Below are 23,006 nucleotides of genomic sequence, written 5' to 3'. Positions count from 1 at the left end.
GGCTTTGGAATGGAAACACGTCTATATGCCTTGGAATGATAACTCGTCTGGCGGCGGTGGTGGCCCGTGGGGTCCCAGTGGTGGATCGAATGGTAATCAGCAGGGCGGTGGCTCTGGCCCAAAAAATCCTTGGGGCAGCGGTCCTAACCAGCCCCCACGTCGTCCGGGCTCATCCGGCGAAAGTGGCAATCTGGATGAATTGGCCAAGCGCGTCGAAGATCGCTTGAAAAGCGTTCTGGGCGGCGGCGGTGGCGGCGGCGGCCTAAAAGGCGGCGGCGGTGGCGGCGGTGAGCCCATCCAGTTTGATAAGCGCACCATTGGTGCCATTGCCCTTGTTGCCGTATTGGGCTGGGCTGCAACCGGCGTCTATGTGGTGGATGCGGGTGAAGAGGCCGTGATCCAGCGCTTTGGCAAATATGTTTACACCGTCGAGCAGGGCCTGCAGTTCCATTTGCCAGCACCGATTGAGACGCGTCAGATCGTCGATGTACAAAATGCGCGCTCTTTGACCGTTGGCGGTGGCTCAGAAGCCGGGGCCAATGACGGCTTGATGCTGACGGCGGACGAAAACATCGTCGATGTTGGCTTCCAAGTTTGGTGGCGCGTTGAAAACTCGCGCGATTATTTGTTCCAAGTCGCCCATGGGCCTGAAGGCCGGGGCAGTGCGGAGGAGACCGTCCGCGCAGTTGCCGAATCTGCCATGCGCGAAGTTGCTGGTAAGTCGCAGCGCGAGCAAGTGCTCTCAACCGGCCGTGCGCAAGTGGAAGCCCAGACGCGCGACCTGATTCAGCGTACCTTGAACGAATATAAGGCGGGCATCCGCATCACGCAGGTCAATTTGACCAAGGCTGAACCCCCGGCGGCCGTGAATGACGCGTTCCGGGAAGTGGCTGCAGCCAGCCAAGAAGCGGAAACCAAGATCAACCAAGCCCGCGCCTACCGAAATGCGGTGGTTCCCCAAGCGCAAGGTGAGGCGGCACGCTTCAACCAATTGTATCAGGAATATAAGCTCGCCCCAGATGTGACGCGTCAGCGGCTCTATCTTGAAACCATGGAGCGGGTTTATGAGCGGGCCAACAAAGTCTTGCTCGACTCCGGCCGCGCCGGGGCCAGCCCCATGGTGGTCCTGCCACCTGAACTCTTGCGGGGTGCGGCCGGCACGGCTGCTGCTCCTGCTGCGCCAGCTGCGCAAAATGCAAATCCACAGGGAGTTGTCCGATGAACGCGCGTACCCTTCCAATTCTGGGTGGTTTAGCCTTTGGCGCCTTTGTCTTGGCCAATGCGTCCTTGTTCACCGTTAGCGAGACGCAACAAGCCATTACCTTGCAATTTGGTCAGCCCAAGAATTTCTTCAATGTCGATGGAACAAGCCCAGGCTTGAAGGTCATGATCCCCTTTGTTCAACAGCGGGAGATTTATGATCGTCGTATCCTCGATCTGGCACCCTCGGGCAAAAGCGAAGTTGTGACTGCCGACCAAGAGCGTCTGGAAGTGGATAGTTTTGCGCGCTGGCGCATCGTTGATCCGCTGCGCTTCTATCAGGCTGTGCGCACCGAAGGCCGTGCCCGGGATCGCTTGACCAGCTTGCTGGAAGCGTCTCTGCGGCGCGTTTTGGGTTCGGCCCAATCGACCGACATTATTTCGGGCCGCCGTTCGGCCTTGATGAACTCCATTCGGGCTGAGATGAACCGGGAAGCCGCTGCTTTGGGTATTCAGGTCGTGGACGTGAAGATTCGCGCAGCAGACTTGCCGCCCGCGAACCAAGAGCGTGTGTTTGAACGCATGCGGTCAGAACGTCAGCAGGCCGCCGCCAGTGTGCGGGCTGCCGGTGATCGTCAAGCTCAAGAGATTCGCGGTGGTGCAGACCGGGAACGGGCAAAGATTATTGCCGACAGCTATAATCAAGACCCAGGCTTTGCGGCCTTCTATCGCTCCATGCAGGCTTATGAGAAGGCTTTGCCAGCTGGCACCACAATTGTGACCACGCCAGACAGCGACTTCTTCCGCTTCTTCAAGAGCCGCGGTGGCGAAGGCGGCCAGTAATAGCTAGGTAGGGTGCATTCCAGCAATGGAATGCACCATCTTACCGCGACCGCAAACGGTGCATTCCTGTCGGAATGCACCATCTTACCGCCAACGCAAACGGTGCATTCCTTGCGGAATGCACCCTACGGCTTAAAGCGCATTGCTCAAGCATCTTGCGAAAATAGGTAAAGCAAAAGCTGGCCGTCGGGATCCTCTAATTCAACGTCAAGTTTGCCGCCCGCCGAAGCATAAAGTGCTCTAGCTGGGGCATTTCCGGCCTCTGTGACAACCCACGCGGTTCGACAGCCAATCGATACGCCATGCTCAAGAAGACAGGCAATTATCCGCTTGCCAATTCCACGCCCTAGGTGGGTTGGCGCAACCCCGACCTCATTGATCCAAAGCTCTGCGGGCTTATCGGGATGAATATAGTCGACGCCCGATGCAAAGCCGACCACAACTCCGTCGTCGATCGCCACGGCAATATGATGCCGCGGATCGGCTAAGAATGCCGAGGCAAGTTCTGGGTTGATAGGGTTGTCGAATACCTCGTCTGCGACCTTATCGAAGAGCGCAATATCTCGGGACGTCAAAATTCGAACTTCAACCATTTCTTGGCCACTTCGCACCCGCTTTTCGTAAAATGTAGAATGCGCTTTGCCCTGTAGGGTGCATTCCATCTATGGAATGCACCATCTTACCGCGAACGCAAACGGTGCATTCCTTGTGGAATGCCGCCGACGATCTACTTAAGCCGCGGCGCGGATGGCTTCGAGGCGGGCGAGCTTACGCTCTGCTGCTGCCTTTACGTCGGCATCCTTGGCGTCGCGCACGTCTTCGCGCGCATTCTGCAGGTCCTTTTCAAGGCCAGCTGCATCCAATTGCGCCAAGTCCACGGCATCTTCTGCCAAAATGGTCAGGCCTTGCGGCGTGACGTCGGCAAAGCCACCGCCGACGAAAATCTTACGCTCACTCGCCCCATCAAGAATGCGAATGGCACCTTGCTGGATCACCGTCATGAACGGGGCATGCTGGCTCAACACGCCAAACTGTCCATCCACGCCGGGCACCACAACTTGATCGACTTCACCCGAATACAGGGCGCGCTCAGGGGAGACCAAAGAGAAGTGAAGTTTGCCGGTGGTGGCCATGGATATGCTCGCTGATTGCGGGAAGGAATTTGTTGCGCAGCGTTTAGCATTTGAGCGCCCAGCATGCAAAGCACTGCAACAGTCGGTGTATCACCTCCGCGTGATCAAAAATGTTCCGTGCAGTCGATCACATTTTTCTGTTACCCAAGCGTTATTGGGGCGCGTCGCACGCATGGTCGACACCGAGCGCACCTGATGCAGGAGAGGGAACAAGAGATGCTCAAAGAAATCATGATTGGACTGGGTGCGTTAGCGGCTTCAGGTGCCGCTATGGCGCAAACCGCGCCGACAGCAGATGCCTTATGCGCAAAGGGCCAGGTTGTTACGGTGCGCTTTAATGAGATCAAGCCGACTGGCACCATTGAAGGCTTCAATGCGGCAGCCGTGGCGAACCAGAAATTCTATCGCGACAAGGGAATCAAGGGGAATGTGCAATTGGTTGGTCGCGCCATGGTGCGCGATGCCGCGACAGGCACGTGGTCCTTCTCGGATAAGCGGGCTTCCACCGCCCATGTGAATCCCCCCGGTGGTGGACGCGGCGACCCGAATGACCCCGCTTGGAAAGCGTTTGTCGCCCAATATGACGCCAATTCCACGGTCACAGCCCAGCAGACGTTCTGCTACATGCCCGCAATTGATGAAACTGCAACCATCACCGCAGAAATCAAAAAGTTTGAGCAAGTGTGGGCCGATAAAGCCGCCGCAGGCGATGCCGCTGGCTTGGGGGCGCTCCTGGATGACAGCTATATGAGCTATGGCAAAGCCAAGCCGGAGACGAAGGCCGATATCTTGGCCAATACGGCTGACCCGAAAAAGCGCCCAGCCTCTGTCAAAATCAGCGATGTCACCGTGAAGGTTGATGGCGGCTATGCCTTCGCACAGGGCGTTTGGACCGAGACTGCCAAGGACGGCAAGGTGACGTCTCTGTCCTTCCAGGACATCTGGAAGCAAGACCGCGAAGGCAATTGGAAAGCCATGATGAGCCAAGTTGGGCCCGTCGGCTCCTGATTTAGGACAACCTCCAAAGTCCTAAAACTAAAAGGCCCCGTAGCAGCGCTACGGGGCCTTATTTTGTTTGACGTCAGAAGCGCTTAGGCGGCTTCAGCGGCCATCTTTTGGGCCTTGGCAATCGCTTCATCGATATTGCCGACCATGTAGAAGGCTTGCTCTGGCAGGTGGTCATAGTCACCGTTCACGAGGCCTTTGAAGCCACGGATGGTGTCTTCCAACGACACGAGCTTACCGGGCGAACCGGTGAACACTTCTGCCACGTGGAAGGGCTGCGACAAGAAGCGCTCGACCTTACGGGCGCGCGACACGACCAATTTGTCGTCTTCGGACAATTCGTCCATGCCCAAGATCGCGATGATGTCTTGCAGGGCTTTGTATTGCTGCAGGATTTCTTGAACCTTACGAGCGGTTTGATAGTGGTCTTCACCCACGATGCGTGGTTCCAAGATCCGCGAGGTGGAGTCCAGTGGGTCCACAGCAGGATAGATACCTTTTTCAGCGATCGAGCGGTTCAACACCGTCGTTGCGTCCAAGTGGGCGAACGAGGCGGCTGGCGCAGGGTCGGTCAAGTCGTCGGCAGGAACGTAGATGGCCTGAACCGAGGTGATGGAGCCCTTAACCGTCGAGGTGATGCGCTCTTGCAAGCCACCCATGTCGGTTGCCAAGGTTGGCTGATAGCCCACGGCCGAAGGAATACGGCCCAGAAGTGCCGACACTTCCGAACCAGCTTGGGTGAAGCGGAAGATGTTGTCCACGAAGAACAACACGTCTTTGCCTTCTTCGTCGCGGAAATATTCGCACTGGGCGAGGCCGGTCAAAGCCACACGGGCACGGGCACCTGGGGGCTCGTTCATCTGACCATAAACCAGCGTACAACGCGAACCTTCGGACGAACCATTGTTCTCCTTTGGATCGACGTTCACTTTGGATTCGATCATTTCGTAATAAAGGTCGTTGCCTTCGCGGGTACGCTCACCCACACCGGCCAACACCGAATAACCGCCATAGGCCTTTGCGATATTGTTGATCAGCTCTTGGATCAAAACGGTTTTGCCCACGCCGGCACCGCCGAACAGACCAATCTTACCACCCTTGGCGTAAGGGCAGAGCAAGTCCACAACCTTGATGCCGGTGGCCAGAACTTCTGGTGCAGGCTTTTGGTCGACGAAAGCGGGCGCTGCTTGGTGGATCGAGCGCTTGCCTTGAGCCGACACGATTGGGCCAGCTTCGTCGATGGGCTCACCAATCACGTTGATGATGCGGCCGAGGGTTGCAGGACCAACGGGCACCATGATGGGGTTGCCGGTGTCGGTGACTTCTTGGCCACGAACCAAGCCTTCGGTTGCGTCCATCGCGATGGTGCGGACGGTCTTTTCACCCAAATGCTGGGCGACTTCCAACACAAGGCGCTTGCCATTGTTGTCGGTTTCCAAGGCGTTGAGGATGCTTGGCAATTCGCCATCAAACTCAACGTCGACAACGGCGCCAATTACTTGGGCGATCTTGCCTTTAACATGGATGCTCATCTGATTTGCCCTTCGTAGTCTCTTGCTGCGCGATCTGTGCGTGGCTTAAACCGCCTGCGCACCCGCGATAATTTCTGTCAATTCGGTGGTAATCATGGCCTGACGCTTACGGTTCATTTGCAAGGTCAGTTTCTTGATCAGGTCGCCTGCGTTGCGGGTTGCGTTATCCATGGCACCCATTTGGGCCCCATAGAAACCAGCCGCATTTTCCAGCAAAGCGCCCAAAATCTGGCTGTCGAGATAGCGTGGCAGCAAAGCTTCCAAAATCGCTTCTTCGCCCGGTTCATAGCTATAGACGCCACCGCCCGTGTCCGAGGTGGCAACCCCTTCGGGCGCCACAACTGGGATCAATTGCTGGACAGTCGCCACTTGGCTGATGACCGATTTAAAGCGCGAAAACACCAAATGCGCGACGTCAAACTCACCCGCGTCGAACATTTCAACCAGTTTATGGCTGACTTGTGCGCTCTGGGCCGAACCCAGGGTGCGAACGCCGGCAAATTCAATATGGCCAACTGACAAAGACGCATAAATGCGCTTTAATTGGTCGCGACCCTTCTTGCCCACGGTCAAGATTTTGACGGTCTTGCCTTGTGCTTGCAGGCCGACGATCAGGTCACGTGCCTTTTTGACGATATTGGTGTTGAACCCGCCGCACAGGCCGCGCTCTGAGGTAGCAACCACCACCAGATGGACCTGATCATTGCCAGAACCCCGCAACAGCTTCGGCGCTGCGTCAGAGCCCTGCACCGAACTTGCCAGATTGGCCACGGTCCCGGCGACTTTTTCACTATAGGGGCGCGCTGCTTCGGCGGCCTCTTGCGCACGCTTCAGCTTTGCCGCCGCCACCATCTGCATGGCTTTGGTGATCTTCTGCGTCGACTTCACCGAAGCGATGCGCGTGCGAAAGTCCTTTAAGCTGGCCATGGATTGCTTCCTTCAGCCCCGCTCTTAAGCAAACGTCTTGGCGAAATCATCAAGCGCTTCTTTGATGCGCGCTTCGATGTTGTCGGCCTTGATGTCCAGCTTGGTTTTGATCGCGTCAGACAGGTCCTTATACTTGCCGCGCAACGCTGCCTTCAATTCGGCTTCATAGCGCTTGATGTCGCTGACGGCGACATTGTCCAAATAGCCTTTGGTACCTGCATAGATCAGAACAACCTGATCTTCGACGGCCACGGGCGAGAACTGGTCTTGCTTCAGCATTTCGGTCAAGCGGGCACCGCGGGCCAGCAAGCGCTGGGTCGAGGCATCCAAGTCCGAACCGAACTTCGCAAAGGCGGCCATTTCGCGGTACTGGGCCAATTCACCCTTAATCGGACCGGCCACTTGCTTCATCGCCTTGACTTGAGCCGACGAGCCCACGCGCGACACCGACAGACCGACGTTCACCGCTGGACGCACGCCTTGATAGAACAAGTCGGTTTCCAAGAAGATCTGACCGTCGGTGATCGAGATCACGTTGGTTGGAATATAGGCCGACACGTCGTTAGCTTGGGTTTCGATGATGGGCAGTGCCGTCAAGGAACCCGAACCATTGTCTTCGTTCAGCTTTGCAGCGCGCTCCAGCAAGCGCGAGTGCAGATAGAATACGTCCCCTGGATAGGCTTCGCGACCTGGTGGACGACGCAGCAACAAAGACATTTGGCGATAAGCCACAGCTTGCTTGGACAAATCGTCATAGATCATCAAAGCATGCATGCCGTTGTCGCGGAAATATTCGCCCATGGCGCAAGCCGAAAACGGTGCCAAGAATTGCAGTGGTGCAGGCTCAGAAGCGGTTGCGGCCACGATGATCGAATACTTCAACGCGCCCGATTCTTCGAGGGTTTTCACCAATTGGGCAACGGTCGAACGCTTTTGGCCGATCACGACATAGACGCAATAAAGCTTTTGGCTTTCTAGTGCGTTGTTGTCATGGGCTTCGCGCTGATACAAGATCGCGTCGATGGCGATGGCGGTTTTACCGGTTTGACGGTCGCCAATGATCAATTCGCGTTGGCCGCGGCCGATTGGGATCAGCGCGTCGATCGACTTAATCCCGGTCTGCATCGGCTCATGCACCGACTTACGGGGGATAATGCCGGGGGCCTTCACGTCCACCTGCTTGCGCTCGGCTTCGATGTCTACCAATGGGCCTTTGCCGTCGATGGGCTCACCCAAGGGGTTCAGCACGCGACCGAGCAGACCTTTGCCGACCGGAACCGACACGATTTCGCCAAGGCGCTTTACGGTGTCGCCTTCCTTGATCGCGCGGTCTTCGCCGAAGATCACGACGCCGACATTGTCGCGCTCAAGGTTCAAGGCCATGCCTTTGATGCCGCCTGGGAACTCAACCATTTCGCCCGCTTGGACGCTGTCGAGGCCATAGACCCGGGCGATACCGTCACCAACGGACAACACGGTGCCGACGTCAGCAACAGCTGCCTCAGCGCCGAAGTTTTTGATTTGATCCTTCAGGATCGCGGAAATTTCTGCGGCGCGGATGTCCATGCCTCAGGCCCCCTTCATCGCAATTTTGAGTGCGTCGAGTTTAGATTTGACAGAATCGTCGAACAGCCTGGAACCAACCTTGACGACGAGGCCGCCAAGAAGTTCAGGCTTTAGCGTGGTTTCTACATCAACCGGTGCCTTAAAGGCCCGGCCGAGTGCTTCAGTCAGGCTCTTGAGTTGGTCATCACTCAAGGGCTCTGCAGTCGAGACTTCGGCCAGAACAGCGCCACGTGCTTGGGCTGCTAGGCCCAAGAATGCCGCCAGCATGCCGCCCAGATCCGCCGAACGACGGTTTTGGGCCACAAGGCCGAGAAAGTTTTGCGTGATGGCGTTTGCCTTCATCTTTTTGGCGATGGCACCAAGAGCTGCGGCCTTTTGCTCCACCGGGAACAACGGGCTGGTCAAGGCAGCGCGCAGGTCCGCGCTGTTCTGCCAAGCGGCCAAGAGCGCCTTCGCGTCTTGCTCCACAGCAGCAACCTTCTTGGATTCAGTCGCCAGGTCGAACAGCGCCGCGCCATAGCGCTGGGCTGCTTCACTGATGGCGCTGCGATTTGATCCACTCAAAGGGTCTACTCACGTGCATGACAGGCCCCGCGCTTTGACTGCGGCAGACGGTGCCCGTTCGATTAATGAAAGCAAAAACAGATCGTTCTCAGTTGGGAAACAAGAACCTCGTCTCGCGTGACGGGGCCTCTAGCATGGGCCTCTCGCGACCGCAACATGAGGGCCGCACACGCAGTGCAGGAAGTTACCGTTCTCATGGCTATTCCGCGCACAAGATCGGCCTCTTCTGTGCGTCTTTGGTTGCAAAACTTGGGGCGATGGACGGCTTGCCAGCCGAAACTAGGCCAACAATCAACCCTATGGCGTCACTTTGCGACCGAAACGGCAGGTCACGCGCGCTTCAAAGCCAGAAAGCCCGCCCGTTCCAATCCATGTCCGTCGCCTGATCAAACTGACGTGAGCGGGGTCCAGCAGCGCTTAAGATGACGAATCATAGCAGCCCTGTAGGGTGGGTTCCGGCGGGCATGCACAGGGGTTAAGGCAGACTTGAAGGCTTTTTGACTTGGAACGGCTTCAAGCCGCACTCCGCTTGCCTTGAAGCCGCCGAACAATTGTCTTTGCGCAAGCTGGGGTGTCAAGGGGTGAAATCGACTTCGTCGACGCGCGAAGCGCGCCCCTTGACACCCCATCTTGCGCGCCCAAACTCGAACACGGCCTTTGCCTAGGCATAGCCTGCGGCAAAGGCCTTCCAAGTGGAAACAAAATCCAAGATTGCCGCGAACGCAAACGGTGCATTCCTTGCGGAATGCACCCTACGGCGCGACGCGCATTGCTTTAAAATTTCATCGCCGATCCACAAGCCCCGTCTTTGATGACAAACTCGAACTTTTGCTCCATTCCGGGCGTAACATATCCAATATGACAGCTTGTAACTGAGCCGTCCTTTAGTCGAGCTATGATTTTGCCAGAACCTTCGCAGCTGATAGCCATTTGTCCTTTGAAGCTGGCCCCACTCTGAATCAATGACTGATTTTTTCGACAAAGCTGAAGTTGAGCCGAAACAACTTCACCTGAAGGCGAGCGTAAAATGAAGTCGTTATTCACTCTCTGACAACCGGTTAGCAGGATTGCGAAACCGATCATACATAAAGGCGCATGGCCCTTCCAAATTATGCTCCGTTTAGTTGGCATCGCGTAGTCACTAGGGTCCATTTTTACCCAGCCCCGTAGGGTGCATTCCATGTATGGAATGCACCATCTTACCGCGAACGCAAACGGTGCATTCCTGTCGGAATGCACCCTACGGCGCGACGCGCATGTCTGGCACGGTAAGGTTGACGGCACACATCGACGGTCAATTCTTTTAAATCATGCAATAATGTCGGATGATATCGCCCTCAAATAATCCCAGCAAGCCCTTTGCGACTGACGATGGAGAGCAGGCGCAAAGCCGGGCCGCCGGGCTTTTTTACGCCGCGCTCCCAATCGGAAACCAAATTGCGCGATACATTGAGGTAGCGAGCAAATACGGGCTGAGAAACTGCTTCCCGCTCCCGGATGGATTTAATGGCTTCCGGCGTGATGTCCGCCACAGGTACAAGGCAGGCATCATCAAAGCTGCGCATCGTCACCTTATCGATGGCGCCAATCTCATACACGCCCTCCATCAGGTCGTGCACTGAGGCCAAAGCCTCGCTCCGATAGACTTTAGTGTCCAAACCTGATCTCCTTCAGTTTTTCAAGCCTCACCAGTTGGTCGATTTGATCTTGCGAAAGGTGAAGCATTTCTCGCGAAGCACGTTTCATTTCCAAGAGCTCTTCCTGTGTCAGGTTCTTCTTTGCGTTTTTGGCAAAGCCGAACACGAAAATGGCGCGATGTCTCGCCTTAAAGAAGATAATGGTCCGAAATCCGCCTGACTTACCTGCACCTTGTCGAGAGACGCGCTGCTTGATCACGCCAGCGCCTAAATCCGCGTCTATGAGGCCGATATTTGCACGCACGACAGCTTCAACCAACTGGAAGTCTTCAATTCCCTCTTGCCGAGCAAACTTTGCGAACCATGCGTTGATATAGACGCGCATGGCTAAGTATCCTGTGGGGGCTATCTATCACACAATGTATGATAGATCAATCGCTTTCGATAAAAATGCTCTATCCGCCGAAGGGGGCTTTCCTGCAGGAATGCACCATGGTCAAGCAACCCTAAAGATTGTCGACGCTGAACCTCAACCAAATGGCTTGGAACGGCTTCAAGGCTGCACTCCGCTTGCCTTGAAGCCGCCGGACAATCGTCTTTGCGCAAGTTGGGGTGTCAAGGGGTGAAATCGGCTTCGCCGACGCGCGAAGCGCGCCCCTTGACACCCCATCTTGCGCGCCCAAACTCGAACACGGCCTTTGCCTAGGCATAGCCTGCGGCAAAGGCCTTCCAAGTGGAAAGAACCAAAGCCAAGACCGCGGCCCACATCCATCCTGCCCTGCCGCACAAATCCCCATCTATCCCACCCTTTAAAAACGGCCACCAAAATTCGGTGATGTCGTTTTCTCTCACCCCCTTTGTTTTTGCGCTGTCGCAAGCCGCCTACCTCCGCGACCGCGTGCTTGGGCTAAGCGAATTATTGGGCAGGCCGGCGTTTGTGCGTAAGGCGGTGGCGGCGCGTTTGGTCAAAGGGGTGCGGGCGTTAGAGGCTTTCTTGCGGCGTATTCTGATTTTAATGGCGCTGGATATGGAGCCGGATCTGATTGCCAAAGATCCGTGCGAAAATCTGGCGCGCGTGAAAGAGAGGAAGTTGCGCGCCAGAAAACCGTTTCTGCGGATTTTTCCGCCCCCGATTGGGGCCCACACGTTTGACTTTAGGGAAAAGCTTGGCGCGCTCCGCCCGTCAGAGCAGTCCCCACACGCTGCCACCTTGCCACCCGTAAATGTACCGATTGGCCGTTGGTGGCGGCAGCTGGATTATCTTCAAACCATCATCCAGGATCCGGTAAAAAAGGCGCGGCGCTTGGCTTTCAGCTTGGCGCGGCGCCATCCTGGCCTGTTGATGGCGCCCGATCAAAACCGCCGCGTCATGCGCGGCTGTGGCACAGAACCCACCAGCCTGTTTGACGCCATGGCGTTTCAAATCCTGCAGAAAAGCCGATCACGGCCACCACCCTTGCCCCCGCCACGCCGTTGGCCAAAGCCCATGATCACCTGTTTATGACCATGCCCCCGCTGTGGCGATCAAGCGGGGTCGCGAACCGCTGCGCGCGCCCAACCGCCCAAGCTTTTTGCCCCCTAAATCCCTTCGCCATCCTGGCCTTCGCGTTCATTCTTGCGTTTCACCACAATATTGAGGGTCTCCACCATAACGGAAAAGGCGATGGCGGCATAAAGATAGGTGCGATCAATATGTTGACCAAAGCCATCGGCGACCAAAACCATGCCGACAATCAAGAGGAAAGCGAGCGCCAGCATTTTGGTGGTTTCATATTTGTCGATAAAGGCCGAGACGGCTTCGCTGGCAAACATCATGACCGCAATGGCGATGACGACCGCCGTGACCATAATGGCCAGATTGTTGGACATGCCAATCGCGGTGACAATGGAGTCGATGGCAAAGATCACATCAATCACGGCAATTTGTGCCACCACGACCATGAGCTTGGACGACTTGTTTTTGGGGCCGGCATGCTCTTCCACGCCTTTGGACCGCACGATTTCGCCGATCTCGAGGGTTGCTTTGTAGAGGAGATAGCCGCCGCCAGCGATTAGGATCAAATCTCGGGCTGAGAAACTATGGCCCATCAAGGCAAACAAAGGCTTGGTAAGCCCTGCTAACCAAACCAACATGGACAGGAGGATAATGCGGAGAATGAGGGCGAGCGCCAAGCCCATGCGACGCGCGGTGGCTTGTTGTTCCTTGGGCAGTTTCGAGGCGGCAATCGAAATGAAGATCACATTGTCGATGCCAAGCACGATCTCCAACAAGGTTAATGTTGCCAGCGACGCCCAACCATCTGCTGTCGCCATCCATGCAAACCAATCTGCCAAGTCTCGATCTCCCCACGCCGCACAACAGCCGCGCTCTTCTGTCTTGGTTGCCCGCCACGCCAAGGGCGGTCAAGCGATGACAAGGGTTCTAGCTCACAAATTCGTGACTCGCACCATGCCGCAGCACGTGAAGGCATTCGTTAACCACGTTTGTTTATCTTACCTGAGGAAATTGCGTTGTAGGATTGCGTCATGCCGACGTTATCCCCTCAGCGCCTTAGGCACGCAGGAGCTTGAAATGCCGCTGAAACTATCCCTGAAGCCGAACGAGAAGATCGTGCTGAATGGTGCCGTTGTCCAAAACGGAGATCGTCGAACCACACTTTTGCTGCAAAACAAGGCATCGGTCCTGCGCGAAAAAGACATTATGCAATTGGAAGAGGCCAACACGCCTGTCCGTCGCATCTATCTGCCGATTATGTTGATGTATTTGCAGGGCCAAGAATCACCGGACCAATACAATGAATTTGCGCTGCGCATGACAGAGTTCATGAGCGTTGTGCGTGTTCCCGCGGTTCTGGAAGAATGCGTGAATGTGTCTCGCGAAGTCATGACCGGTGAATATTACAAGGCATTGTCCAGATGCCGGAAACTCATGGATTATGAAGCCGAACGGCTGAATATGGAGGGGATTGAGCATGTCGCTCAGAGCGTATCAGAAGGCGCAACAACGAGTCGAAACGCCGCGTGAGATTGAGTATCGGCTGTTCGGGCAAGTGACCCGCGCGCTGATGGATATTCAAGATCTGCCGCGACACGAGATTGCCCGCCGTATGGACGCGCTGGATTGGAACCGGCGTGTCTGGTCCTTTATGGCGGCCGATTGCGCAAACCCTGACAATGCTTTGCCCGAGAATTTGCGTGCGTCCATTATTTCGTTGAGCCTGTGGGTCAGCCGCTATTCCAGCGAAGTGATGCAAAAGGGCGAAGATGTTGAGCCTTTGATCGATATCAACCGCACCATTATGCAAGGCTTGGCCAGCCAGATTGAACGGCAAAATGAAGCAACCCTGCAGGGCGCTGAACAAGCCTAATTCCCTTGGGCCGCGCTCAATCAGCGTTGGTTGATATGAAGTGCGGCCAAAGTCACCGAGCGAATCAACAGATCACTTGAGCGTGCCATGCGGGCAAGGCTGATGCCGCCTTCAAGGCTTGCCAGCGCCAGACAGGCTTTGTCATGGGCATCTTCTGTTCCGCCCAAAGCTGTTTCAAAGCGGGCTAGCCAGCGTTTTTGCGCATCACAAACTGCTTGGGTGAGGGCGCTTTCCCCCGGACTGGCCGCTAACAGGCCCAGAAGGGGTGTTTGGGTAAAGTCGGTGCGTCGCAACCACATGACGCATTCGTTCGCCAATTCCAACAAGACCGCTCCGGCCCGCTTGTTCTTGGCAAATTCTGCGGCGAGCTTGGCGTCAACCTCATCGGCAATGAATGCAACCGCCGCGATCGCCAATTCTTCTTTGCCACCTGGAAAGTGATGATACAGCGAGCCTTTGGGCAGGTCGGTCGCGTCCAAAATATCGGAGATCGAAACCCCGTGATAGCCCTTAGCTTGGAAGAGAGACAGGGAAGCAGCGATCAGTCGCTCTTTCGTGCCCATGGGCGATGCGGGCGTGGGCAGATGTGTTTCTGGAACTTCAATCGTCATGTGTCTGTTTCTGAAATGAGGACTTTAAAGCTGGCATGTGCCCGAGCAATGAGGATGTTATCGGCATAAATCAATGCATCTGTAAGGCCTGTTCTTCGTGAGGCAGTTACCACACGCGGCACAATGGAGATCCACTGGCCGATTTGTGCTCTTTCGATATAGTCAACCTGCAGCGATGTCGTCACGATACCTGAAACAGCTTGTGCTTTACCTGCTTCAGCCTGACCCTGTTGAAGACGCGCCATGCCCAGCGATAGGCCCATCGCATTATCCGCTAAAGCGGCAATCACCCCGCCATGAAGCAGACCGCGGCCATTACAATGGCATGTATCCAGAATAAAGCCTAATTCATAAACGCCCTGATCGGTTCGGGCATAAAGCGGCTGCCATGGATCGGTGACGGGGCTTTTGCGGGCATGCGGGCTAAAGCCAGAAGGAATGTTTGTCATGCGCAGGTGCTATCAGCCCTAGACCATGTGGTCTATAGCCGAAGTGCACGGACGGGCAGTGGCTATTTGGCCTTTTTCTCTTTCTTCTTTTTCTTCTTCTTGTCTTTCTTCTTTTTGCCGCCTTCCTTGGTTTCATCCACAGCGGCGGAGGGGATTGCCAAGCGGGTCAGAAGGTCCACGAAGCTCGCGCGTTTGCTGGCGGGAAGCCGCGCGAGGACTAAGGCGTCCACCTCTGCAAGCTTTGGCAGCGCTTCTTCATACATGGCCCGGCCAGTCGAGGTCAGCGTCACCGAATTGGCGCGGCTGTCTGTCACCGATTTGGTCCGCTGCGTCAGGCCCTTGGCCTCCATCCGCGCTACCATCTCTGCGAGGGTTGAGCGATCAATGCCGGTTCGCACCACCAGTTCGCTTTGTGAAACACCATCTTGCTCGGCCAATACGGCCAAGACCGCGAACTGGCGTTGGGTTAGCCCGTTGGCCCCAAGGGCGGCGGCGTGCAGATCGGCTGCCGCCTGTTGCGCGCGATGCAGCAAGTGGCTGGGCGAACTATTCAGCAAGAAGGCTTTCGCCTCGACTTGTTGATTTGGCAGGTTCGGGCTCGCTTCTTGATCTTGATCGCTCATCTCGCTACTCGCCTCTAAGCCCAGACATGGGATGATTTCACTCCGTTCGCGTCCTATCATTGATTTTTGACGACTGCGCGACACCTCACAACCAATACATGGTCCTTTCAAGGAATAAGTCACCCGATGCCAGCCAATTTTTCGTTACAAATCCCTGCCGGTGAAGATCGCATGCGGCAAGTCTGCGATACGTGTGGCTTCATAAACTACGTCAATCCGAAGATTGTTGCGGGTGTCGTGATTGACGATGGACAGGGGCGCATCTTGCTCTGTCGCCGCGCGATTGAGCCGCGCTATGGCTTTTGGACTGTTCCGGCGGGCTTTATGGAAGAGCGCGAGACGACCGCTCAAGGTGCCGCCCGCGAAGCTTGGGAAGAAGCGCAGGCCAAAGTGACGATCAATGCGCTTTTGGGAATTTATGAAGTTCCCCGTATCAGCCAGGTCCACTTCATGTATCGCGGCACCCTCAGCGATGAGAAGTTCGCGCCCGGGCCAGAAAGCCTTGAGGTTGCGTGGTTTGCCTATGCCGATATTCCTTGGGACCAAATGGCTTTCCCAACCGGGGTTTGGGCGCTGAAGGATTGGGCGAAGGTGCAGGATCAGACGAGCTTCGTGCCATTCTCAAACCCACCGGGCACAGAACATATGACCCATCCTAAAGCGGCCGACATCGGATAGCTCGACGGCAAAGTCCAGATACAGCAAAGGCCCGAACCGGACAGGAGGCCGAGGGCAACTCAAGTCAGGTCGGGCCTTTTTGGGCTCTTTAGCGTAAAGGTCTGGTCTCTACGGACTGATCGACCAAACCCAGAGCTAATTTTAGTTCAACGCATCTTTCAATGCTTTGGAAGCTTGGAACTTCGCAACGGTCGCAGCTTTGATTTCGACAGTCTCGCCGGTCGATGGGTTGCGGCCTTGGCGTGCGTCGCGCTTCGAAACTTTAAACTTGCCGAGTGGGGCCAAGGTGACTTCGCCACCGGCCTTCAAGCTCTTCACAATCGCTGCGGTCAGCGCGTCGATCGCGGTGTTGGCTTTGTCCTTGGTGATGTCTGCAGCTTCTGCGACGGCGTCGATCAAATCTTTTTTGCTCATTGTCGTTTCCTTAGTCATTGGCTGCCCAAACCTAAGTGGCTTGTGGCAGCGTTGCACATCCGTCCGTAAACAAAGGGATGCAATGGGCGCAAGCAATGGCGCCTCGGGTTGAAAGGTCAAGGCCACCATGAGGTAACAAACCCCAGATTCTGCTGAGAATCATGGGGTTTAGCTGACAATTATCGGTGATCAGGCCGCACAAGCCCGGAATCCGGCCTCGATTTCCGCCCGAATTATGGGGTCATGGAGGTTCCGTCCGATCAAGACGAATCGGCTTTCTGGAACCGAATCAGCGGCCCAAGGCCCTTGATAATCGCCTTCCAGCATCATGTGGACGCCGTGAATAATATAGCGACGTGGGTCGTCGCCCATCTGCAGAACCCCTTTTAGGCGCAAGATATCCATGCCACGCGTGCCCACCAGTTCAGAGAGCCAGGCATCGAAACGTTCCTCGGATAAGGGTGCACTCACCCGCATCGCGAGTGAGTCGATCCCCTCATAATGGCTGTGCTCATGATGGTGATGATCATGGTCATGATCGTGGTGATGGTGATCATGCTCATGCTCGTGGTGATGATGAGACGGCAGGAAGTGGGGGTCGAGGCTGATGGCGCGGTCGAGCGAGAAGGCACCGAGATCGAGGATCGCTGCAAGATCGACATGTGAGCGCGAGGTGGTGACAACTTTCGCCCCGCGATTAAGCCGTTGGATGATGGCTTGGGCGTTTGCCAGTTGGTCGGGCGTGGCAGCATCCATCTTGTTCAGCACAATGACGTCTGCAAAGGCGATCTGCTCCACCGCTTCTTGGCTTTGCTGAATTTGGCCCGCAATATGGACGGCATCGACCACGCTTACCACCGCGTCGAGATAGGCGCGGTTCTTGATTTCATCGTCAGCGAAAAAGGTTTGAGCCACAGGTGCAGGATCGGCGAGCCCGGTTGTCTCAATAATGACACCATCAAAAGTCTGCCCGCGACGGAATAGGGCACCCAGAATTCGGATCAGATCGCCACGGACTGAGCAACAGACACAGCCATTGTTAAGCTCAAAGATTTCCTCGTCCACATCGACAATTAAATCATGATCAATCCCGATCTCGCCAAACTCATTGACGATCACGGCATAACGCTTTCCATGCGGCGATGTCAGAATATGGTTCAAAAGGGTCGTTTTGCCGGCTCCCAAATAACCGGTCAGCACGGTTACCGGAACTTTAGCCGTCGAATCACTTTGCATGTGTCAGGTCGCCTTACGTCTCAGGTTCAGGGTGTCGTTCCAGCCATTTATAGCCAGAAAGGTGTATGTAGTCTCGGGTAACGCACTTAAAAAGACTTCTGCGGTGGACAGAAAGCTATGGTTAACCTATTCAGCCGCCGTAAGATCGCAATGAAGCGGCGTTTCGGCGAGGGCACCATCTATTTATACACAGGTTGCAAAGACTTGTGCCTTTCGAAAGCCAAATAATGCTGTTCCCAAGCACAAACTTTATTTCAAGGCCCATGGATTGCATTGAGACAGCAAACGCGTCTCAATTTGGGGCAAGAGTAAGATAAATGAACAATGTTACTGCAAGGCTCAATGCCGATCTTGCACAGATCAATTTGTACAGGCCCGTCCCTGCCAAAGAACTTTCGGACTCCGCAAGTAGTGTCACCAAGAGGCTATTTGATGTGGGTTGTTCATTGGTGGGTTTGATCTTCCTTGCGCCCCTATTAATCACCATAGCGATCCTGATTAAAGCGACCAGTCGTGGCCCTGTCCTGTTTGCACAACGCCGTACGGGCCTCGGTGGGAAGACCTTTGTCATCTATAAGTTTCGCACCATGACTACGCTGGAAAATGGCGATGACGTCGTCCAAGCTTGCCGCAATGACTGCCGCATTACGCGCATCGGTTCTTTTCTGCGCCGCTCAAGCTTGGATGAATTGCCGCAATTGTGGAATGTCTTGATTGGCGACATGTCGATTGTTGGCCCCCGTCCCCATGCCGTGGCCCATGACCATTATTATGGTGCGCTTCTGCCAGATTATCGTGATCGGTTTCGCGCAAAGCCGGGCATCACTGGCCTAGCCCAGTGCAATGGTGCGCGTGGTCCTACAGAGACGCTCGACAAAATGAGCCGCCGCATCCGCTTAGATCTCGCCTATATTGAGCGGTGGTCTCTGGCGATGGAGGCCCGGATTCTGGTCAAAACGGCCAAAGTCATTATCGCGGGCGATGACTGCGCCTTTTAAGGCTGCACAATCTCTGTTTACCCCTGCAAAGGGTCTCGCCAGATCGCCTGTGTGCACTATGATAGAGAGATCGTCATAGGAGACTTGGCTTGATTTCGCGTCGCACCCTTCTTGCTGCCAGTTTGGCCACACCCATTGCGCTTTCTGCCTGCGGTCCAGAAAAACCAGCTGATAAGGGCGGACGGGTCCGCATTCGGTTCGCGACAGACTGGCGGGCGCAAGCCGAGCAGGGTGGCTTTTACCAAGCGGTGGCTAAAGGTTTTTACGCCGATAAAGGCTTGGACGTTACCTTGATCCAAGGTGGGCCCAGCGTGAATGTGCCCCAGTTGTTGGCTGCGAACGCGATTGAAATGGGTTTGGGCTCTAATGCGCCCATCGTGCTCAGCATGGTTCAGGCCGGTGCGAAAGCCAAAGCCGTCATGGCGTCCTTCCAAAAGGACCCGCAAGTCCTGATCACGCACCCACGCCCCGATATCAAGTCACTGGCAGATATGAAGGGCAAACCCATCATGCTGGCCGATGCGTCGATCAATGCGTTCTGGCCGTGGTTGAAAGCCAAATATGGCTTCACCGATGATCAAGTGCGCAAATATACATTTAATTCCGCACCCTTCTTGGCAGATCCGTCTTCGATCCAGCAAGGCTATGTAACCAGCGAACCATATACGCTGAAAACCCAAGGCAAGATTGACCCGCAAGTCTATCTGCTCGCCGATTCAGGCTATCCCGGCTATGCCGCCATGACCTTGGTTTCCGACGCCTTTATTGCAGCCCACCCGGAAGCGGTGAAAGGCTTTGTCGAGGCCACAATTGCAGGCTGGAAAGATTATCTGCGCGGCGATCCTGCCCCCGGTGATGCACTCATCACCAAAGACAATCCTGACATGACCGCTGATCTCTTGGCGCAAGCGCGCGAGAAGCTTTTGTCCTACGGCATTGTTGAGACCCCGACCGGCGAGATTGGCACGATGACGATGGACCGCTGGAAAACCTTCTTCGATATTATGGCCACGGCGGGCGTCTATCCAGCGGATTTGAATTGGGCCGCCGGTATTGATCTTAGCTTCTTGCCACCAAAGTCCTGATGGCTGCTTCATCCCCCATTCGCTTGAGCGCGCAGCAAGCCTGTGTGCGGTTTGGTCGTTTAGAGGCCCTCGGTCCCATCGACCTGCAGGTGCAGGCAGGCGAATGCGTGGTGCTACTCGGCCCGTCTGGCTGCGGGAAAAGCACGCTTCTGGCAGCCCTTGCCGGCTTGCAGGGGGTGGCGAGTGGCTCGGTGCAGGCAGATACAGCCGGTGGGGCCGATGTTCCTGGCGTCGTGTTTCAAGAGCCTAATCTGATGAATTGGGCCACGGCCGAAGATAATGTCGCGTTGCCGCTGGCGCTTTCGGGTGTTGATAAGGCTGAGCGTTTAGGCCGCGCACAAGCGGCTTTGGCACGCGTGGGTTTGGCCAATTTTGCCTCTGCCTATCCACGCACCCTCTCAGGCGGGATGCGCATGCGGGTGGCCTTGGCACGGGCCTTGGTCAACGATCCCTCGGCTTTATTGTTGGATGAGCCTTTTGCCGCGATTGATGAATTGGGACGCCGTGCCTTGGATGATCTGGTGCTTGAGGCCAAACGAGACCGTCATCTGGCTGTCCTGTTTGTGACCCATTCGGTTGATGAAGCCGTCTATCTGGCTGATCGCATTTTGGTGTTAAGCCCGCGCCCTGGCCGCATTATGGCCGAGATTGCGGTTCCCGCTGTGCCGCGTGATCCCGCGTTTCTGACGTCACCCGCCTTCGCTGAAGCCGCTGCGGCGGCCCGTCGCGTGCTCAGCGCGCAGAGGGCGGCGGCATGAAGAATATCGATTTCGCCCCCGTCCTTGCTGGCCTCGTGCTACTTGCCCTGTGGGAGGGCCTGACGCGGCTTCTCCAAGTCCCACCTGTCATTTTGCCGCCACCCAGCGCGATTGGCGCGGCTTTGGTTGAGCGTGGGCCCCTGCTGCTACCTGCTGCCGGGGTCACCATGGGTTTGGCCTTGACGGCTTTGGCCATCTCTATCGGCCTCGGCACCTTGGTCGCGCTCATCTTTGCCAGGGTACCCTTGTTGGAACGCAGTCTGGGCCCTTATGCCTTGGTGCTGCAGGCTACCCCCATTGTTGCCATCGCGCCTTTGGTGATTATCTGGACGGGTATTGAAAACCCGCGTCGGGCTATCCTGATCCTAGCCGTTATCGTGGCAGTCTTCCCCGTGCTGACGTCGGCTTTGGCGGGTCTCAAAGCCGTCGACCCGGGGCTGGATCGCTTGTTTCGTTTGCACAAAGCCAGCAGTACGCAGCGCTTTTTGCACTTGGAATTGCCAACGGCTGCGCCCTTTCTGTTGGCTGGGATTAAGACCGCGGCAGGTCTCTCATTGGTCGGCGTTGTGGTGGCTGAGTTTGTCGCGGGCACGGGCGCAACCGGTGGCCTCTCGTGGCGCTTGGTGGAGGCCGGCAATCGGCTAGAGACCGCAACCATGTTTGCGGCGCTCTTCCTATTGGCTTTGATGGGGCTTGCACTCCATGCCATCCTGAGCCTGATTGAAAAGCAAGTGCGTACCTAGTCAGCCTGCTTGGCGCGCCTCGAGATGGGCATAGCAATCGGCCAGTCCTTCGACAAAAGTCGGAAAGGCCAGTTTCCAGCCCAATTCTTCCTTCGCGCGCACATTCGAAACCCGTTTGCATTCGCTATAAAAGCGCTTGCCCATTTCAGACAGGCCTGCAGCCTCAAACGGAACCAAGGGCGGTGGCTCTCGCCCCAGCAATCGGCAGGCCTCAACTATAACCTCCCCAGAGGCGCAAGGATGGTCGTCGCAGATATTATAGATGCGCCCCGGATTGGGTTTAGCAATGCTGGCCGTGAGAGCTGAAACAATATCGGTTCGGTGGGCCCGCGAAAACACCTGGCCCGGCTTATCGATCCGCCGTGCCGTTCCCGATAGAACTTGTTCTAGCGCGCTGCGGCCCGGGCCATAGATTCCGGGTAGTCGAAAGACATGGGCTGGGCTTGGCAAAGCGCGCCAAGCAGCTTCGGCCTCGGCGCGCCGTTTGGCCTCACTGGAAAGGGGCGTTGGCGCATCATCCTCAAACGCCCAGCCGCCAGCCCGGTCGCCATAGACACCGGTGGTCGAAAGATAGCCAATCCAAGCCCCAGTCCTTGGTGTCCAAACAGGCGAGAGGGCCAAAAGGGCAGGGTCACCCTCAGGTCCGGGTGGGATGGAAGCAAGGATATGAGTGGCAAGCTGCGCGGCTTCCACCAATTCGGCAGATGCCGTCCCATCAAATAGAATTGGCGCGATGCCGACTTGGCGTAAGGTTTCTGCGCTGGTTGCACCTCGACAAGTGCCTTGCACAAAGGCCCCTTGATCGGCCAAAGTCTGGGCGAAAGCGGTGCCGACATAGCCACAGCCCAAAACTAAAACGCGCATCTCTTCCAACTCTTTGCCTCAGTTTTGCCTTTTAAGCGCATAAGAAGGTCAGCATGATCCGTCCACTGCCCCATCGCTTCGCCCAGTTTACGACCCTGATCCCTTTTGCGCTATTGGCCGTGGCGTTTGGCACGCAGGCGCAGGCTAGCCCTGACCCGCGTGACCAAGCCCGTCTTCAAGCCTGCATAACCAAGGCAGAAACCAAGCCGGAAGAAGCGCTGGAGGATGGTTTTGTGTGGCGCAGCCAAAGCGGCGGCACGTTTGCCGAGCAATGCATTGCCATTGCCCGCATAGAAGGCGGTGATATTGGCGGTGGGGCAGAGCGTTTGACCGCCTTGGCTTCGGCACCCGATGCGGGGGACCTGGATCAGCGCGTCTTGATCATGGCGCGTGCCGCTAATGCTTGGCTGATGATTGAAGACTTTATCGCCGCACAAAAAGTGCTCGATGCTGCCCTGAAGTTAAAGCCCGGAGAGCCTGATCTCTTGCTCGACCGGGCGCGCGCCAAGGCTGGGCAAGGCAAATGGGCGGAAGCCCAAGCCGATCTAACCGCCTGTCTGTCGACCCGCCCTTTGGATGTTTTGGCGCTGCGCTTGCGGGCTGAAACCTTGCTTCAGCAAAAATCCTATGAGGCCGCCGAACTCGACATTGCCCAAGCGCTACGCCTCGCACCCAAAGACGTCGATAATTGGTTGGTGCGTGGGCGCATACAAGAAGCGCGCCGACTAGGGCGTGCGCCCGACTAAGGCCAGCCTGCAAGCGCTAGCGATTG

27 protein-coding genes are annotated in these 23,006 nt (G+C 56.2%); 12 read left to right on the top strand and 15 right to left on the bottom strand.

Annotated elements, in window-relative coordinates:
* Positions 1 to 25 precede the first annotated feature (25 nt).
* Together hflK and hflC are read left to right on the top strand one after the other, a co-directional pair.
* Positions 26 to 1,222: an FtsH protease activity modulator HflK gene (hflK, locus tag IOB61_RS11870; protein WP_290816876.1), complete on the top strand. Its 1,197-nt coding sequence runs from the start codon at positions 26 to 28 to the stop codon at positions 1,220 to 1,222.
* Positions 1,219 to 2,043, top strand: a complete 825-nt coding sequence (hflC, locus tag IOB61_RS11865) for a protease modulator HflC (RefSeq protein WP_290816873.1) — start codon at positions 1,219 to 1,221, stop codon at positions 2,041 to 2,043. The genes hflK and hflC overlap by 4 nt, the downstream gene beginning before the upstream one ends.
* Before the next feature lie 146 nt (positions 2,044 to 2,189).
* Here the strand turns inward: hflC and IOB61_RS11860 are convergent, their stop codons facing one another.
* Positions 2,190 to 2,636 (bottom strand): GNAT family N-acetyltransferase, encoded by a 447-nt coding sequence (locus IOB61_RS11860; RefSeq protein ID WP_290816871.1) that lies wholly within the window; start codon positions 2,634 to 2,636, stop codon positions 2,190 to 2,192.
* A gap of 138 nt (positions 2,637 to 2,774) precedes the next feature.
* Entirely contained in the window at positions 2,775 to 3,176 is a 402-nt protein-coding gene (locus IOB61_RS11855) for a F0F1 ATP synthase subunit epsilon (protein ID WP_290816868.1), read from the bottom strand.
* A 216-nt stretch (positions 3,177 to 3,392) separates the two neighbouring features.
* Here IOB61_RS11855 and IOB61_RS11850 point away from each other — a divergent pair, with 216 nt between their 5' ends.
* Positions 3,393 to 4,184 (top strand): DUF4440 domain-containing protein, encoded by a 792-nt coding sequence (locus IOB61_RS11850; protein WP_290816865.1) that lies wholly within the window; start codon positions 3,393 to 3,395, stop codon positions 4,182 to 4,184.
* Positions 4,185 to 4,267: 83 nt separating this feature from the next.
* Here the strand turns inward: IOB61_RS11850 and atpD are convergent, their stop codons facing one another.
* The 6 genes from atpD to IOB61_RS11820 form a co-directional block, all read right to left on the bottom strand.
* The gene (gene atpD, locus IOB61_RS11845; RefSeq protein WP_085340264.1) at positions 4,268 to 5,713 is read right to left on the bottom strand and encodes a F0F1 ATP synthase subunit beta; all 1,446 of its coding nucleotides are present in this window, start codon (positions 5,711 to 5,713) and stop codon (positions 4,268 to 4,270) included.
* Between the two features lie 45 nt (positions 5,714 to 5,758).
* Positions 5,759 to 6,640 (bottom strand): F0F1 ATP synthase subunit gamma, encoded by an 882-nt coding sequence (locus IOB61_RS11840; protein ID WP_290816862.1) that lies wholly within the window; start codon positions 6,638 to 6,640, stop codon positions 5,759 to 5,761.
* Between the two features lie 24 nt (positions 6,641 to 6,664).
* Positions 6,665 to 8,206, bottom strand: coding sequence for a F0F1 ATP synthase subunit alpha (gene atpA / locus IOB61_RS11835; RefSeq protein ID WP_290816859.1), 1,542 nt, complete (start codon positions 8,204 to 8,206; stop codon positions 6,665 to 6,667).
* Positions 8,207 to 8,209: 3 nt separating this feature from the next.
* Positions 8,210 to 8,770 carry a F0F1 ATP synthase subunit delta gene (locus IOB61_RS11830; RefSeq protein ID WP_290816856.1) on the bottom strand — a complete coding sequence of 187 codons (561 nt, stop codon included), beginning with the start codon at positions 8,768 to 8,770 and terminating at the stop codon, positions 8,210 to 8,212.
* A 1,337-nt stretch (positions 8,771 to 10,107) separates the two neighbouring features.
* Positions 10,108 to 10,428 (bottom strand): DNA-binding transcriptional regulator, encoded by a 321-nt coding sequence (locus tag IOB61_RS11825; protein WP_290816853.1) that lies wholly within the window; start codon positions 10,426 to 10,428, stop codon positions 10,108 to 10,110.
* Positions 10,418 to 10,792, bottom strand: a complete 375-nt coding sequence (locus IOB61_RS11820) for a type II toxin-antitoxin system RelE/ParE family toxin (protein WP_290816852.1) — start codon at positions 10,790 to 10,792, stop codon at positions 10,418 to 10,420. Before IOB61_RS11820 ends, IOB61_RS11825 begins: the two co-directional genes overlap by 11 nt.
* Before the next feature lie 450 nt (positions 10,793 to 11,242).
* Here IOB61_RS11820 and IOB61_RS11815 point away from each other — a divergent pair, with 450 nt between their 5' ends.
* Positions 11,243 to 11,911 (top strand): hypothetical protein, encoded by a 669-nt coding sequence (locus IOB61_RS11815; protein WP_290816849.1) that lies wholly within the window; start codon positions 11,243 to 11,245, stop codon positions 11,909 to 11,911.
* 74 nt (positions 11,912 to 11,985) lie between these two features.
* On the opposite strand, the gene IOB61_RS11810 is transcribed toward IOB61_RS11815, so the two are convergent.
* The gene (locus IOB61_RS11810; protein ID WP_290816846.1) at positions 11,986 to 12,666 is read right to left on the bottom strand and encodes a TerC family protein; all 681 of its coding nucleotides are present in this window, start codon (positions 12,664 to 12,666) and stop codon (positions 11,986 to 11,988) included.
* Between the two features lie 313 nt (positions 12,667 to 12,979).
* Between IOB61_RS11810 and flbT the strand changes: the two genes are divergently transcribed.
* The gene (flbT, locus tag IOB61_RS11805) at positions 12,980 to 13,432 is read left to right on the top strand and encodes a flagellar biosynthesis repressor FlbT (protein WP_085338564.1); all 453 of its coding nucleotides are present in this window, start codon (positions 12,980 to 12,982) and stop codon (positions 13,430 to 13,432) included.
* A complete protein-coding gene (gene flaF / locus IOB61_RS11800; RefSeq protein ID WP_290816844.1) occupies positions 13,380 to 13,775 on the top strand; it encodes a flagellar biosynthesis regulator FlaF in 396 nt (131 codons plus the stop codon). The genes flbT and flaF overlap by 53 nt, the downstream gene beginning before the upstream one ends.
* Positions 13,776 to 13,795: 20 nt before the next feature.
* Here flaF and IOB61_RS11795 read toward each other — a convergent pair whose 3' ends face one another.
* From IOB61_RS11795 to IOB61_RS11785, 3 genes are all read right to left on the bottom strand, one after another.
* Positions 13,796 to 14,386 (bottom strand): TetR/AcrR family transcriptional regulator, encoded by a 591-nt coding sequence (locus IOB61_RS11795; protein WP_290816842.1) that lies wholly within the window; start codon positions 14,384 to 14,386, stop codon positions 13,796 to 13,798.
* Entirely contained in the window at positions 14,383 to 14,835 is a 453-nt protein-coding gene (locus tag IOB61_RS11790) for a PaaI family thioesterase (protein ID WP_290816840.1), read from the bottom strand. The genes IOB61_RS11795 and IOB61_RS11790 overlap by 4 nt, the downstream gene beginning before the upstream one ends.
* Before the next feature lie 62 nt (positions 14,836 to 14,897).
* Positions 14,898 to 15,458, bottom strand: coding sequence for a MarR family winged helix-turn-helix transcriptional regulator (locus IOB61_RS11785; RefSeq protein ID WP_290816837.1), 561 nt, complete (start codon positions 15,456 to 15,458; stop codon positions 14,898 to 14,900).
* Positions 15,459 to 15,584: 126 nt separating this feature from the next.
* On the opposite strand from IOB61_RS11785, the gene IOB61_RS11780 reads away from it, so the two are divergent.
* Positions 15,585 to 16,136 (top strand): NUDIX hydrolase, encoded by a 552-nt coding sequence (locus IOB61_RS11780; protein WP_290816835.1) that lies wholly within the window; start codon positions 15,585 to 15,587, stop codon positions 16,134 to 16,136.
* Between the two features lie 141 nt (positions 16,137 to 16,277).
* Here IOB61_RS11780 and IOB61_RS11775 read toward each other — a convergent pair whose 3' ends face one another.
* Complete coding sequence (locus tag IOB61_RS11775) at positions 16,278 to 16,568, bottom strand: HU family DNA-binding protein (protein ID WP_269798755.1); 291 nt, start codon at positions 16,566 to 16,568, stop codon at positions 16,278 to 16,280.
* Positions 16,569 to 16,739: 171 nt separating this feature from the next.
* The gene (locus tag IOB61_RS11770) at positions 16,740 to 17,786 is read right to left on the bottom strand and encodes a GTP-binding protein (protein WP_290816833.1); all 1,047 of its coding nucleotides are present in this window, start codon (positions 17,784 to 17,786) and stop codon (positions 16,740 to 16,742) included.
* Positions 17,787 to 18,103: 317 nt separating this feature from the next.
* Here IOB61_RS11770 and IOB61_RS11765 point away from each other — a divergent pair, with 317 nt between their 5' ends.
* The 4 genes from IOB61_RS11765 (at position 18,104) to IOB61_RS11750 (ending at position 21,370) form a co-directional block, all read left to right on the top strand.
* Complete coding sequence (locus IOB61_RS11765; RefSeq protein ID WP_290816831.1) at positions 18,104 to 18,784, top strand: sugar transferase; 681 nt, start codon at positions 18,104 to 18,106, stop codon at positions 18,782 to 18,784.
* An 89-nt stretch (positions 18,785 to 18,873) separates the two neighbouring features.
* Positions 18,874 to 19,869, top strand: a complete 996-nt coding sequence (locus IOB61_RS11760) for an ABC transporter substrate-binding protein (RefSeq protein ID WP_290816829.1) — start codon at positions 18,874 to 18,876, stop codon at positions 19,867 to 19,869.
* Positions 19,869 to 20,627, top strand: coding sequence for an ABC transporter ATP-binding protein (locus tag IOB61_RS11755; protein ID WP_290816826.1), 759 nt, complete (start codon positions 19,869 to 19,871; stop codon positions 20,625 to 20,627). Before IOB61_RS11760 ends, IOB61_RS11755 begins: the two co-directional genes overlap by 1 nt.
* Positions 20,624 to 21,370, top strand: coding sequence for an ABC transporter permease (locus tag IOB61_RS11750; RefSeq protein ID WP_290816823.1), 747 nt, complete (start codon positions 20,624 to 20,626; stop codon positions 21,368 to 21,370). The genes IOB61_RS11755 and IOB61_RS11750 overlap by 4 nt, the downstream gene beginning before the upstream one ends.
* On the opposite strand, the gene IOB61_RS11745 is transcribed toward IOB61_RS11750, so the two are convergent.
* Entirely contained in the window at positions 21,371 to 22,234 is an 864-nt protein-coding gene (locus IOB61_RS11745) for an SDR family oxidoreductase (RefSeq protein ID WP_290816820.1), read from the bottom strand. It abuts the gene before it with no gap.
* Between the two features lie 53 nt (positions 22,235 to 22,287).
* On the opposite strand from IOB61_RS11745, the gene IOB61_RS11740 reads away from it, so the two are divergent.
* A complete protein-coding gene (locus IOB61_RS11740; protein ID WP_290816817.1) occupies positions 22,288 to 22,980 on the top strand; it encodes a tetratricopeptide repeat protein in 693 nt (230 codons plus the stop codon).
* Positions 22,981 to 23,006 lie beyond the last annotated feature (26 nt).

It is taken from the genome of Aquidulcibacter sp., from assembly GCF_020253525.1.
GTDB lineage: Bacteria > Pseudomonadota > Alphaproteobacteria > Caulobacterales > Aquidulcibacteraceae > Aquidulcibacter.
Note: the sequence above shows the minus strand (reverse complement) of the source record. Positions and strands in the feature narration are given on the sequence as shown.